This is a genomic window from Acidobacteriota bacterium (assembly GCA_016195325.1).
Classification (GTDB): domain Bacteria; phylum Acidobacteriota; class Polarisedimenticolia; order JACPZX01; family JACPZX01; genus JACPZX01.
Genome location: JACPZX010000039.1, coordinates 11,724 through 24,679 on the forward strand (window position 1 = coordinate 11,724; position 12,956 = coordinate 24,679).

General features: G+C 69.6%; 7 protein-coding genes. All 7 read right to left on the minus strand.

Annotated features, from left to right (window positions below; genetic code table 11):
• Window positions 1-95: 95 nt before the first annotated feature.
• Window positions 96-722 carry a VTT domain-containing protein gene (locus HY049_08650; GenBank protein MBI3448967.1) on the minus strand — a complete coding sequence of 209 codons (627 nt, stop codon included), beginning with the start codon at window positions 720-722 and terminating at the stop codon, window positions 96-98.
• Between the two features lie 115 nt (window positions 723-837).
• On the minus strand, window positions 838-2,160 hold the full coding sequence (locus tag HY049_08655) for a hypothetical protein (protein MBI3448968.1): 1,323 nt from the start codon (window positions 2,158-2,160) through the stop codon (window positions 838-840).
• Complete coding sequence (locus HY049_08660) at window positions 2,135-3,415, minus strand: c-type cytochrome (GenBank protein ID MBI3448969.1); 1,281 nt, start codon at window positions 3,413-3,415, stop codon at window positions 2,135-2,137. The genes HY049_08655 and HY049_08660 overlap by 26 nt, the downstream gene beginning before the upstream one ends.
• Window positions 3,416-3,456: 41 nt before the next feature.
• Complete coding sequence (locus HY049_08665) at window positions 3,457-4,476, minus strand: hypothetical protein (GenBank protein MBI3448970.1); 1,020 nt, start codon at window positions 4,474-4,476, stop codon at window positions 3,457-3,459.
• Window positions 4,477-4,580: 104 nt separating this feature from the next.
• Window positions 4,581-6,983: a protein kinase gene (locus tag HY049_08670; protein ID MBI3448971.1), complete on the minus strand. Its 2,403-nt coding sequence runs from the start codon at window positions 6,981-6,983 to the stop codon at window positions 4,581-4,583.
• Entirely contained in the window at window positions 6,983-8,365 is a 1,383-nt protein-coding gene (locus HY049_08675; protein ID MBI3448972.1) for a serine/threonine protein kinase, read from the minus strand. Before HY049_08675 ends, HY049_08670 begins: the two co-directional genes overlap by 1 nt.
• A gap of 45 nt (window positions 8,366-8,410) precedes the next feature.
• A complete protein-coding gene (locus HY049_08680; GenBank protein MBI3448973.1) occupies window positions 8,411-12,808 on the minus strand; it encodes a carboxypeptidase regulatory-like domain-containing protein in 4,398 nt (1,465 codons plus the stop codon).
• Between the last annotated feature and the right edge of the window lie 148 nt (window positions 12,809-12,956).

Sequence of the window (12,956 nt, forward strand, 5' to 3'; positions counted from 1 at the left end):
TGTCGCCGAACGCTCGCGGGTACCCGGTTCGCTCACAGGGCCCCCGCCCAGCAGATCGGGCCATCGCCTCCGCGTCCAGTTCGCTTTGCCGCGGGTCAGGTGGTCGGAACGCGGCGTTCGCGGAGGTAGGCGATGAGGCCGGGGAGGAGGGAGAGGGCGATGACGACGGCGACCACGATGTGGATGTGGCGATCGATGTTCGGGACGGCGCGCGCGAGGAGATAGCCGGTCATCGTCATGCTCACGACCCAGAGGATGGCGCCGACGACGTTGAAGGTGGCGAAGCGTCGGTAGGTCATGCCGCCGACCCCCGCGACGACCGGCGCGAAGGTGCGGACGATGGGCATGAAGCGCGCGATGATGATCGTCTTGCCGCCGTGCTTCTCGTAGAAAGCGCGCGTCCTCACCAGGTGCTCGCGGCGGAAGAAGAACGACTCCTTCCGGTTGTACAGCGCCTGGCCGGATCGCCATCCGATCGCGTAGCCGACGGCGTCGCCGACGATCGCCGCGACGCAGAGCGAGAGGACGAGGAGCGTGATGTCGAGCTCACCCGTCGCGGCGAAGAGCCCCGCGGTCACGAGGAGCGAATCACCCGGGAGGAAGAAGCCCACGAGGAGCCCCGTCTCCGCGAAGACGATCCCGAATAGGCCGACATACCCGCCCCAGCGGATGAGCTCGGGGACGTTGTAGACCGTCGCGAAGATCTGCTGAATCCACTCCAATCGGAACCCCTACCTTATTAATACGCCACGGGGCCGGCCGCCCCGGCCGGGACGAAGGTCACCGAAGCGGGAGATTGTACGTGCGGGCACGAGGGGGCGCCACCCGGGGCGCGATCTACAACGTGCGGAGAAACGCGACGAGGGCCTTTCGATCGTCCACCGAGAGGGCGAGCCCGAACTCGTGCCCCGGGACTCCGGCCCCCTTCTTCCGCCGAGCGGCGGGGATGCCGGGAGCCTGGTAGTCGGGGCGGAGCCGTGCGGGATCGAAGAGCTGCTCGAGCGACGTGAGGGAGCCGTCGTGGAGGAGGAGCTTCAGGAGATCGACGCGCAGGAGGCTCGGGACCTTGTACCCCTTCGGAAAACCGTTCCGGATGCGATCGGGATCGGTGCGGATCGCCTCCCAGTCGATCAGCCGACCGTCGGAGTAAGCCGGGCCTGCGTGGCAGCGATCGCAGCCGGACTTCCGGAAGACCCCCTCCCCTCGCGATTCCAGCTCCCCCCGGACCCTCGGGTTGGGGGGCGCCTTGAGCGAGAGGAGGTACGCCATGAGCGCCTCCATGATCTCCGAGTCGACCGCGTAGTCGCCGTTCAGGTTCCGGTAGCACTGGAGCCAGAGCCCCGACGTGTCGGCGTTCGACCTCAGCCCTCGCTCGTAGGCGTGCAGCGCGAAGAGGTGCGGCACCTTCACCGGAGCCCAGAACGAGTCCATCGAGGGATCGGTGCGCCCCGGCCCCTGGAGCCTCAGCACGTCGAGCCCCGCGTCCCCGAGGAAGATGAGATCGCCGTCCTTCACCTTCTGGCGGAGCGCGTCGTAGTACATCCCGATGTCGAAGTCGTGGTTCGGGAGGCCGTCGACGAGATCCCCCTTCTCGTCCTCCGAGGCGTGGCACAGGACGCACGCGTGGCCGTACGAAAGGTGATCCGTCTCGTCGCGCACGCCCACGAGGCCGACGAAGCGCCCCTCGCGATCGCGCTTCACCCCGAACCGCCGCGAGTACTCCGCCGGGTCGGTGACGCCGGTCGCGTAATCGATCGCGCGGCGGAAATCCCAGAAGCGGTTCGTGCCGAAATGGTACGTGTGGAAGACCTCGCGCCCGGCCGCGACGAGCGCCGGCGACGTCCGATAGGTGAAGCGCCCGACGACGACGTTCGTCGACGGCTGTGCGAGCGCCTTCCGCGCGAGATCGAGGTGGTAGCCGTCGCGGACGATGGTCACCGTCCCGTCGAAGTAGCGCGGCTCCCATCCCGCGCGCTTGAGCGCTTCGACGAGATCCCCCGACCACCAGGTGTGATCGTCCCCCGGGAGGCGATCGCTCGGCGCGAGCGGAGGGGCGCCCCCCTCGGCGCGGGCCGTGGCGACGGGCGCCAGGACGAGCGACGCGACGAGGGCGAGCGCCCCGACGAGCGCGGCTTCAGATAGAGAGGAGGAACGCGACAAGATCCTTCTTCTCCTCTTCCGTCAGGTCGATGCCGTACGCGTGCCCCTTCGCCTTCGAGAGGCGCGACCGCGCGAAAAGATCGCCGAGCGACGCGACGGTTCCGTCGTGAAGGTAGAGCCGCTGCAGGTCGAGCCGCCGCAGCGTCGGCACCCGGTACGCCTTCGGAAACTCCTGCTTCACGCGCGCCGGATCGGTCCCGATGACGTCGATGGCGACGATCTCGCCGTTGGTGTAGTACGGGCCGGAGTGGCACGACGCGCACTCGGCCTTCCTGAAGGCTTCCTCGCCGCGCGTCTCCGCCGCCCCCTTCGGCCGCGGGTTCGGCGGCGGCTCGAGCGTCAGCAGGTACGCGATCAGCGCCTCCATGTACTCCGATGCGGGGTGAACGCCTCCGTTGTGGCGCGCGAGGGCGAACCAGAAGTTCGCGCCGGTCCCGTTCGCGTACAGGCCGCTCCGGATCGCCTTGAGCCCCCAGAGGGGGGGGATCTTCACCGGGTTCTCGACGCGGTCTGCGTTCCGGTCCATCCGCCCGGGACCCTGGGTCATGAGATGCTCGACGGGGACGTCGCGATCGACGTACCCGGCGGTCACGAACGCGGGGTGGGGGATGTGCTCGACGAGCCCCCGGTGCCGGAAGCGGCCGTTGTCGTACGCGTGGTTCGGCGCGCCGGCGACGACGGCGCCGTCGGGGCCGATCGCGGCGTGGCACAGCGCGCACGACCAGCCGTAGTCGACGCGGCCGTCGGGGCTCGGCATGCCGACCAGGCCTATCAGGTGCCCCTGCGGCTCGATCAGGACACCGAACTTCGAGCGGAGGTCCTCGGCCGTCGTCGCGCCGGCGGCGTAGAACATGTAACGCTCGCTCGCGCGCCAGTTGTCGGCGGTGCCGAAGTCGTAGAGGTAGAAGAGCCGGCGTCCCTCCTCGGCGCGCTTCGGCGAAACCTTGTACGAGTACATCCCGACCTCGAGCGTGGTCGCGGGCTCGGCGGCCATCGCGCGGAGGCGGCGGTCCTCCTCGACGGGGTCGAAGACGGTGACGCGGCCCGGGAAATACGGCGGCACCCAGTTCTTCGAGTCGAGATCGCGGACGAGCGCGCCGAAGGACTTCCCCGCCGCGCGCGGATCCACGGCCGGCTCGGAGCTCTCCTGGGCGCTGGGCATGGTGACCGAGACGAGCAGTACACCGGTGACGACGAACGCGGCGAGGCGCGAGAAGCGGTCGGATCGGACGCGGAGTTCGCGAGCGAGAGTCAAGGTTCCCCCCTGACCGGGCATTCTAGGGGGCGCGCCGGGTCTCAGTCGAGGCCGAGATCCGTCAGGAGATGGTCGTAGCAGTCGGACTTGAGAAGCGTCGTCGTGTCGTCATCCTTCCTGAGTTGCTTCAGCTTCGCGCGACGATGCTCCTGGTCCATCGGCGAGAGGAGCTCGCGCGCACTGGAGCAAGCGGCCTCCGGGTTTCCTGCCAGCGAATGAGCGCACACGAGGTTGTAGAGTGCTTCGTCGAGCAGATTCTGACGGGGCGTTGCGTCCGAATCCCCGTCGGTTCCGGAATCAGAGCGGATGGCGGAGATCGCGCGCTCGAGATGTGGAATGGCCTCGATTCCTTTGTGCTCCTCCAGCCACGTGATCGCGATCCCGGCCTCGATGTCGTAGAGTTCGAGAGGAGGGATCGAGGCGCTGCCCAGACGGAGCGCGGCCTCGTAGAATCTTCGCGCGTCCCCGGGCCTGGATGGCTTCGCTCCGTGCAGCCGGATGCCTCCCAGGAGCTCGTGGGATTTCCAACCGACCGGGTCCGGGCCGCCCCCGAGGGCAAGGGCGACGGTCTCAAGCGTTGCGCCGGTGTCGGGACCGATCTTCACGGAGGCGACGATCGGGAGCGCCTCGGCGGTGAACGTCCCCGAGTCACACCCGAGTGACGAGATGTGCACTTCGAAGCACAGATTGTCCCGGGTCCAGTAGCCATAGAGTTGATTCATCGTCAGGCGGGACTCACCGGGGGCCACCTGCTGATCGAATCGCGAGTAGGTCAGCGGCCCGGAAGGTGCGTCAATCAGCGTCACGTCCTTGCGCGCTCGGAGCTTCTCCGGATTCCCGGCGTAGCCTCGGCGGCACTCCTCGGGGGTCACGCCGTCCTTGTCGTTCTCGACGAACATCGAGAGGTTCAACGCGCAGGTTCGCTGGCTCTGCGCGGCAAGGACGTAGTTCGGCCGCCCCTGCATCGGATTCTCCTTCCAGAGCGTGAACTTCGGAATCGTCAACTCGACACCCCAGGTGGGCTGCCGGATGACGTCACCCTCTCTCTGCACGATGGGCACGTAGCGCGCGTGCTCCGGTGACGGCGTGGCCGCCGACGCGTGAGTCGAAACCAAAAAGACAAGCGCCGCGGTAAGGACTTCGATTAATACGGACGCCTGGCGCCTCACTCGAACTCCGCCCGGAGCGTTTCCCACTTCGGCCTCAGCTCCGACATGAAGGCAGTGTACGCGGCATCGCTCCGGATTCGATCGAGGAGCTTGTCGCGCGCGAAGAGTGGGTAGTCCGGCATGCCGGTCTCCGCCGTCCGGCGGAGCCAGGCGGCGGCCTCGGTCCCCTTGCCCTGGAGGGCGTAGATCTGCGCGCAGGCGTACGCGACGTGGTGGAAGGCTCTCCCCGATCCCGCCTTCGCGACGATCGCCGGGAGTCGCGACTCGGCCTCGGCGAACTTTCCGCGCAGGGCCAGGAGGATCGCCCCCTGGCTCTGCACGTACGGGTTCGCGGGATCTCCGGCGAGCTCCTCCTGGAGCGACGCCTCCGCCTCGTCGAGCTTGCCCTGAAAGATGAGGGCCAGCGTCCTCGTCCCGGCGGCGTTGCTCGGGCCTCTCATCGCGACCGCCTCGTCGAGATGGCCGAGGAGTATGAGTCCCTCCCGCAGCCTCACGAACGTGTCCGACCCGCGCGGATCGATCTCCATCGCGCGGCGCAGCTCACGGAGCGCCGGCTCCTCGAGCCCCAGATGGTAGAAAATCGTTCCCGCCTCGGCATGACCGACGCTCGGGTTGAGGCTCTCCGCGGTCCGGAACTCCCGCACCGCGCCGGCGATCTCCCACCCCTTGTAGGCGCTCCAGAGGACATCCCCGCGCACGACGTGGATCTCCGCGAGCGTCGGATCCAGCCGCGCCGCCTCGTCCAGCTCCTTCTCGGCTTTCTCGATCCACCCGACCTGCCTCTCGACGTAAAGCCCCATCCACGCGTACGCGTGCGCCAGCTCCGCGCGGGCGAGGGCGTAGTTCGGATCGACGTCGATGGCGCGCTGGAACGAGGCAATCGCGGAGTCGATGACCGGTTTCTGGCCGACCCAGATGTCGCGCTGCTCGAACGCCTGCTGTCCTCGCAGGTAATGCTCGTAGCCTTCCGTGCTCTCCGTGTACTTCTTGGCGAGGCGCTCCCGCTCCCTGGGACTCAAGCTGACCTCGAGACGAGAGGCCACCTCGCGCGCGACGCGGTCCTGGATCGCGAAGATTTCCGTGAACCCCATCTCGAGGCTCTCGGCCATCAGCGACGCGCCGTCCCCCACGCGGAGGAGATTCACGTTCACCCTCAGCCGATCGCCGGAGCGCTGGACCGATCCGTCGAGGATGGTGTCGACCTGCAGCTCGCGCGCCGCGACGAGAGGGTCCACCTCCCCCGCGGCATACCTGCGGATCGCGCTCGTCGGGCGCACGGTCAGGCTCCCGATCTGGCTGACCTTCGTGATGATCGTGTCGGCGATGCCGAGGCCGAGGAGGTCGTCGGGAGCGCCGCCGCCGATCGACTTGAACGGAAGGACCGCGAGCGTGTGGAGCGCGGTCGCGGACGTCGCGGCGCCGGGACGACGCCAGCCGAGAGGATCGAAAATGCGCACGGCGAGCGCCGCCGCCATCAGAAGGGCGAAGACCGCCACCAGCCTCCGGGCGAGCGCGCCGCCGCGCGGCGCGACGGGGGCGGACGGATGCAGGAGCTTCCCGAGATCCTCGCGAATCTCCGCCGCCGAGGCGTAGCGATCGTCGCGCTCCTTGGCGAGGCACTTCGAGACGATCGCGTCGACGCCGGCGGGAAGCGAAGGAGCGAGCTTCGACGGCGCGGCCGGAGCGTCCCTGAGGATCGAGCTGAGCATGTCCACGGAGGTGTCGCCGTGGAACGGGCGGGCTCCCGTGAGCATCTCGTACAGCACGACACCGAACGAGAACAGATCCGACCGCGCGTCGACCCTCTGCCCCCGCGCCTGCTCGGGGGACATGTACGCGGGGGTGCCGGCGGCTCCGCCCTCGACGAGCGTGACGAGGGGCGTCGTCGCCATCCCGCTCGCGAGCGGGCCGGCGGTCGTCGCGCGCTCGGCCCGGAAGTGCGCGAGGCCGAAGTCGAGGATCTTCGCGGCGCCGTCGGGCCCCACCATCACGTTCTCGGGCTTGAGGTCCCGATGGATCACGTTCGCGCGGTGCGCGCGATCGAGGGCCGCGGCGATCTGGGAGGCGATCGGCAGGGCCTCCGCGAGCGGAAGCGGCTTCCCGGCGAGGAGAGCCCGGAGCGTCGTCCCCTCGACGTACTCCATCGCGATGAAGACGACTCCATCCGCCTCGTCGATCTCGTGGATGGCGGCGATGTTCGGGTGGGCGACCGCGGCCGCGGCCCGCGCCTCCCGGAGAAATCGCGCGCGCCGCTCGGCGTCGCCCGCGAACTCGGGAGGGAGGACCTTGAGGGCGACGGGGCGGTGGAGGTTCTCGTCGATCGCCTTGTAGACGATCCCCATCCCCCCCTCGCCGATCTTCTCGACGACGCGGAAGTGGGAGAGGGTCCTCCCGATCATCAGGCGCCCTTGCGGGCGCGCCGGGAGATGGCTGAGCCCCCCCGCTCCTCGCGGACGAACTGGACGCCCGGGGACTGCAGCAGCGTCTTCGTCGCGGCCTCGTCGGCCGCGTCGCGGACGACCATCGTCATCGGCTCGCCGCGGTAAAGCTTCGTGTTCGACAGCGCGAGGAGGGCGTTGAGCTTCACGTACGTCTTCGCGGTAGGGTTGGTCGCGACGACGGTGAACTCGCCGCGGTGGAAGGTGACGAGCTGCACCTCCTTGAGCATCGACGCCTTCTTCACGAAGCGGCGCACCTCGATCTGCCCCCGGTTCCTCACCTTCCGGAAGAGGACGAGCGCGATGGCGACGGGGAAGATGATCCCCGTCCAGCTCCGAGGTCCGCCTCCGTTCAGGAGCCACATGACGAGCAGCCCGCCGACGACCGCCCCCCCGATGGCGAAGTAAATCGTGCCGCGCGTGGAAAGCCCGCCGAACCACCCGCGCGCCCGCTCGAGGACCGGCATCCCACCGGAGACGCCCGTCTCGATCTCGCGCTTCACCTTCTTCAGATCGACGACCGCCTCGCGGAGATCCTGGTAGCGCTCCTCCGGCTTCTTCTGGAGGCAGCGGTCGATGACCTTCTGGAGCGAGAAGGGGAGATCGGCGCGCAGCGTCGTCACCGGCGCGGGCTGCTCGTAGGCGATGGCGTGCATCGTGTCGAGGGCGCTCGCTCCGTCGAAGGGCAGCTTCCCGGTCGCCATCTCGTAGAGCACGATGCCGTAAGAGAAGATGTCCGATCGCTTGTCGACCTGGAGGCCGCGCGCCTGCTCGGGGCTCATGTAGGCGAGCGTGCCGACGATCATCCCCGCCTGCGTGCGCGCCTTCGTCTCGATCATGCTGGCGGCCCCGGCCCCCGCCTCGGGGGTCGTGTCGAGGAGCTTCGCCAGGCCGAAGTCGAGGATCTTCGGGTGGCCGTCCTTCGTGACCATGATGTTCTCGGGCTTGATGTCGCGGTGGACGATGCCGGCCTCGTGCGCGCGCGCCAGCGCGTCCCCCACCTGGATGCCGACCTCGACGGCCGACGGGAGATCCAGCTCTTTCCTCGAAACGAGAGCGTGGACGGTCGACCCCTCCACCAGCTCCATCACGATGAAGGTGTTGTCGCCGTCCTCTTCAATCTCGTATATCTGGGCGATGGCGGGGTGGGTGACGGCCGAGGCGGCCCTGGCCTCCTGGATGAACCGCCGGCGGCGGTCCTCGTCCTTGACCAGCTCGGGGGGGAGGACCTTGATGGCGACGCGGCGGTTGAGCTTCGTGTCGAGGGCGCGGTAGACGACGCCCATGCCGCCCTTCCCGAGCTGCTCCTCGACCAGGTAGTTCTTGAGGTGCGTCCCGACCATGGGGCAGGATAGAGATACCGCCTCCCGGCGGTCAATCCGCAGGGGCTACGGGAACGACACGGTCGCCTTCTGGCCGGGGCTCACCACGACGGACTTCTGCGCGGGCTGTCCGGTCGGCAGGGCGAGCTTCACGGTGTAGGTGCCGGGCTTCAGGCCCCCCAGGGTGATGGTCGGCACGCCGGGACGCACGGTGAAAACGGGATCGGCGAAGAAGAGGCTTGGCACCACGGGCTTGTCCATTCCGTCGAGCAAGAGGCCCTTCGCCGCGTCATGGAGCGCGAGGCCTGAGACGTTGATCTCGAGCGACTCCCCCTTGACCAGCGTCGCGGTGAGCGGCTCGTGCTTCGTCCACGGAATGGTCACATCGCGGATCGTCTCCGTCCCGACGCCGCCGCCGCCGAGGACGACGTCGTACGTCCCCTCGCGCAGGCTGTCGATGTGGAAGTAGTTGGAGGCGTCCGCCGAAAGAGGATTGTGGAAGAGAGGCGCGGGTGTCACCGCTCCTGGAGCGAGCGGATCGCCCTTCACCGGTGACATCACGATCGCGGAGATGTTCGTCATCAGCTGCCCGGACGCGGAGTCGTTGGCCTGGAAAACCAGTTCCTCGCCGGGCTTGAGCTGAAAGACGATCTCGCCCGGCTCCGCGCCGTCCACGATGACGGCGTTGCGCTGCTGGCTCGCGTAGTGGTCCTTCTCCGCCGTCAGGACGTACGATCGCTCCTCGAGCCCTTCGACCTTGAAGGCGCCCCCCGCGCCGCTGCGCGCGCTCTTGCCCCCCAGGCTCATGTACATGCCACTCCCGGCCCGCGGGCCCGTCTCTCCTGGCTTCCCAGCGGAGATCTCCGCCCCTTCGATCGGCTGGCCCGACACCGCGTCGAGGACGCGGCCCGTGAGGGTGCGAACCGGCATCGGGATGTCGAAGTCCTCGTCGCCGTCGACCTTCAGCTTCGTGTTGTGGCTGAGACCCGTCGAGAACTGCATGACGTTCACCGTGTAGTCCCCGGACTCGAGATCCTCGGCGGAGTAGTGGCCCGCCGAGTCGGTGGTCGCGGTGGTGGAGGCGCTCGTCGCGTCATTCCTGAAGATCACCGAGGCGCCGGCGATCGGATCCGCCCCGTGCGTGACCGTCCCGTTCACGAGGTTGCCGCGCGGGAACTCGATCGTCGCCTCGACGGCGGCCGATCCCTTCGGGATGTCGATCGCCTTCGTCATCGATTTGCCGCCGAAGATCCCGGAGCTGGCGAGAAGGGTCGCCGATCCGGGAGAAAGCCCTTTCATCTCGAACTTCCCCTCGGAGTCCACCGCCGCCGATTTCCCGAAGCCTCCGCTCACGAGGCGCACGGTGAACTGCGGAAGATCCGCTTCCTTCAGCCCGGTGATCGATCCGGTCAGCGTGACCCCGCCGGCGAGCTTCAGCTCGACCGGAGCCGGCGCCCCGCCGGCGTCGACGATGACCTCCTGATCCGCGGGGGTCAGACCCGCCGCCTCCGCGTGCAGCGTGTACCGGCCCGCCGAGACCCCCTCGATCGCGAAGGCACCGTCGGGGCCCGCGGTCACGGATCGCGCGCCGGAAAATCGATCGCTCCCCGCCGCGGTGGCGGTGACGGTGGCGCGATCCACGGGGGATCCGTCGTCCTGGTGCAGCACCGTCCCCGCGATCGAGCCGCCGCGCGAGAGGGACACCTTGAGGTTCTCGACGTCGCGCGACGTGTCCACGTCGACCGTCGACGACTCGTAGTCGTCGTGCGTGACGGAGAGGGTCATCCTCTCGCGGCTCAGACCGTCGAGGACGAAGTTCCCGTCGCCGTCGCTCGTCGCGCCACGCCCCGCCCCTCCCCGGATCATCATCCCGAAGCCGCCGCCGGAGGTCTCCTTCTTGTCGACCGTCGCTCCCGAGACCGGCCGTCCGCGGCCGTCGACGATCGTCCCCGAGACGTGGGCCGCGTGGTCGAGCGTGAGCGTGACGCCGGTCAGATCCTTCCCCTCGCCGACTTCGAGCTCCGCCACCTGGGAGTCGCGGTATCCGGAGGCCTTCGCGGAGACCATGATCTTTCCCGGATCGACGCCGTCGATCGTGAAGGCGCCGCCGTCGTCGTGGAACGCCGCCTCGGGCCCCTGCATCACCTGCGCCATGCGCGCCATGCCACCGCCCATGTTCCGGTTGCGCGAGACAGAGACCGAGAAATCGGGGATCGGCTGGTTCGTCTCCTTGTCGACGACCGTCCCCGAGATCCGCGAGGCCGCGGGGAGCGCGATCGTCAGCGCCTCGGCCGGCGGCGTGAGCCCCGCCTTCTCGACGGAGCCGAAGCCGTCCGCGTCGACGGTCAGCGTCACCGCCTCGCCGGCCTTCAGCGACCGGGTCTGGAACGAGCCGTCGATCTCCGCCGTGAACTGCCCGAGGAGGGAGAACTCCTTCGTCACGCGCCCGCGGGCGAAGGGGATCGGCTCGCCGCTCGTCGTCGTGACGATGCCGGAGAGGACGGCTCCGGGCTCGAGCGTCACGTCCCCGACGTCGGCGCCGCTTCCCTCGACGAGCTTCAGCCCCGCGACGTTCTTCGGCGCGAACCCGTCCGACTCGACGTCGAGGGACCAAACCCCCGCGGTCACGCCGTGGACGCGGAAGGTGCCGTCGTCGGACGTGACGACGGCGGGGAGCGCCTCGCCCGCCATCGGGTTCGCCCGCCGGCGGCCGCCGCCACCGCCGGTATCGATGCGGATCACCATCCCGCCGGGGCCGTCCTCGCGCCGGCGCGACGCGGTGATGGCGGCCCCCGGCACGGGCGTGCCGTCGCCGTGGACGACGCGCCCCGAGATCACCTCGCCGGGATCGAGGATGACCTCCATCCCCTTGCGCCGCTCGCCGGGGCGGAGGTGAATCCCCGCGGTGTCCCACGGCGCGAAGGCGCTCGAGGTGACGCTGAGCTTCAGCTCGGATCGCGCCGGCAGCGGCTCGATGCGGAACCGCCCCTGCGCGTCGGTCGTCACCGGATCGATCCCGATCGGGAAGAAGATCGGGATCGGGAGCTTGAGGCCGCCCGGGGGTGGACCCGAGATGTCCACCGTCGCCCCCGCGATCGGCCTCCCCGACTTGTCGCGGACCGTCCCCTCGATCGACGCGGCGGGTCTGAGCGCGACGCTGATCTCGCGCGTCTGCCCGGCGGCGAGCGCGAAGGGAGAGACGTCCTCGTCGAGATAGCCGTCGGCGTCGGCGCTCATCTCCACGCGTCCGACGGGAACACCCGGGAAGATCACATCCCCCTTTCCCCGCGTCGTCGCGGGGCGCGGAAGCGCCTCTCCCGGCGCGTCGAGCGAGAGGAGCACGCCGGCGATCGGCTCGCGCGTCTCCGCGTCGAGGGCCCGCGTGCGGACGACGCCCCCCTGGCGAAGCTTGAGCACGAGAGGAGGGGTCGCCGCGGGGGAGGGAAGGGTCGCGCGGAAGGGCGAGGAGGGGGCGAAGAAGGACGACGGCGGGAGCGGGGAGCCCGTCGACTCGCCCGCGATCACCGCGGAGGGAAGGGAGGCCGTGATGGAGAGAGGGCCGGCTCTGAGCCGATCGAGCTTGAAGGCGCCGTCGGCGCCGGTCCTCGTCGCGCCGTCCCAGCCGTCGTCGCCCGCGAGGACCCACGCCCCCGCCATCGGCGACTTGCCGTCGGGGGAGATGACGCGCCCTGCGAGCGGCGTTCCCGCCTCCATCCGGATGACGACGCCCGCGGCCGACCGCGTCTCCTCGACGAGCGCGGGGGCCATCCCCGGCGCGAAGGCGCGGATCGAGAGGTTTCGCTCGGGAGCCGCGGGGAAGACGAACGAGCCGTCGATTCCCGTGCGCGTGAACGAGGGGAAGGGTGGGGCGGACGCCGAGGCGAAGGCGCGCGCGAAGCCGCGGAGGCCCCCGGCTCGCCGCGTGCCGGGGTCGACGAAGCCCACGACGGCCGCTCCTGCGATCGGCTTGCCCGCCGCGTCGACGACCTTGCCGCCGACGGCGCGCCCCATGGGAAGATCGAACCGGCCGAGGTCGCGATCCTCGGAGACCGTGACGGGCCGCCCGAGGCGAGACCGCGCGTGACCCTTCGCCTCCGCGACGATCGCCACGGTCGTCCCCGGAGGGACGGCGACGCTGAAGACGCCGGCCCCGTCGGTCGAACCGCCGGCGAGGGGCCGCTCCTCGACGTCCTGCGCGGCGCGGCGCTCGCGGGCCGCCTCGGGATCGCGAAGGGGGAAGACCTCGACGCGCGCCGCGGCGATGGGACGGCCGGTGACCGACGAGCGGATCGTCCCTGAGAGGATGGGCTGGGCCGCGGGCCTGGGCGCCGCGACGTTGGCGGCGGTGGGAGCCTTCGAGGCCGGGGCCTTCGATCCCGTCTTCGCCGAGCCTCCGGCCGCCGCGCCCGCCACGACCACGATCAGGGCCAGACCCATCACGGACGCAGCTTTCCGTCCCCGCATCGCAAGACCCTCCATCGAAGAGCGGACCGCCACCTCGGATGAATACAATCGTGAACTCTACCTCAAGATGCGCACGTGGCGCCGACCGTCGCGCCGCGTGCGCCTCGGGACCCGAATAAACGAAGGGCGCTTCCCCACCGGACCGAAC